Origin of the sequence: Hydrogenophaga electricum, from assembly GCF_030160815.1 — a bacterium.
GTDB lineage: Bacteria > Pseudomonadota > Gammaproteobacteria > Burkholderiales > Burkholderiaceae_C > Hydrogenophaga > Hydrogenophaga electricum.
Genome location: NZ_BSPB01000202.1, coordinates 1 through 533 on the forward strand (window position 1 = coordinate 1; position 533 = coordinate 533).

The 533-nt window shown below is 44.3% G+C and carries 1 protein-coding gene; it reads right to left on the minus strand.

Annotation, left to right across the window (positions count from 1 at the left end):
- Positions 1 to 460, minus strand: a 460-nt coding sequence (locus QQK43_RS23830) for a hypothetical protein (protein WP_284309664.1), incomplete at its 3' end; no start/stop codon positions are given.
- Between the last annotated feature and the right edge of the window lie 73 nt (positions 461 to 533).

Genomic DNA, 533 nt, shown 5'->3' on the forward strand with positions numbered 1-533 from the left:
CAAAGCCAAAGCAAGCCACCCCTGCAAGAAATAAATGAATTCCAAAGATCTTGGGCAAATCCAAAGAAGGTTTTCCCGTCCGCTCATCACAGAATATTTCGAGGTCCCAATATACCCAATGCCAGATAGCTGCCAAGAAACACAAGCCAGAAAACACAATATGCGCCCCTGCCACGCCTTCATAACTCCAAATACCCGGATTCGTTACAGTTCCTCCTGAAATACTCCAACCACCCCACGAATTGGTTATTCCTAAACGAGTCATGAAAGGAATGACGAACATACCTTGTCTCCACATTGGATCCAGAACAGGATCAGAGGGATCAAAAACCGCTAATTCGTATAAAGCCATCGAGCCAGCCCAACCAGAAACTAGAGCTGTGTGCATTATATGCACCGAAAGCAATCGACCCGGATCATTCAATACGACAGTATGAACACGATACCAAGGCAAACCCATGGAAATACCCCTTTAGCAAAGAAAAATAGACACGATGTCACTTTATTTTATCGCATTGGCAAAGACTATCCAT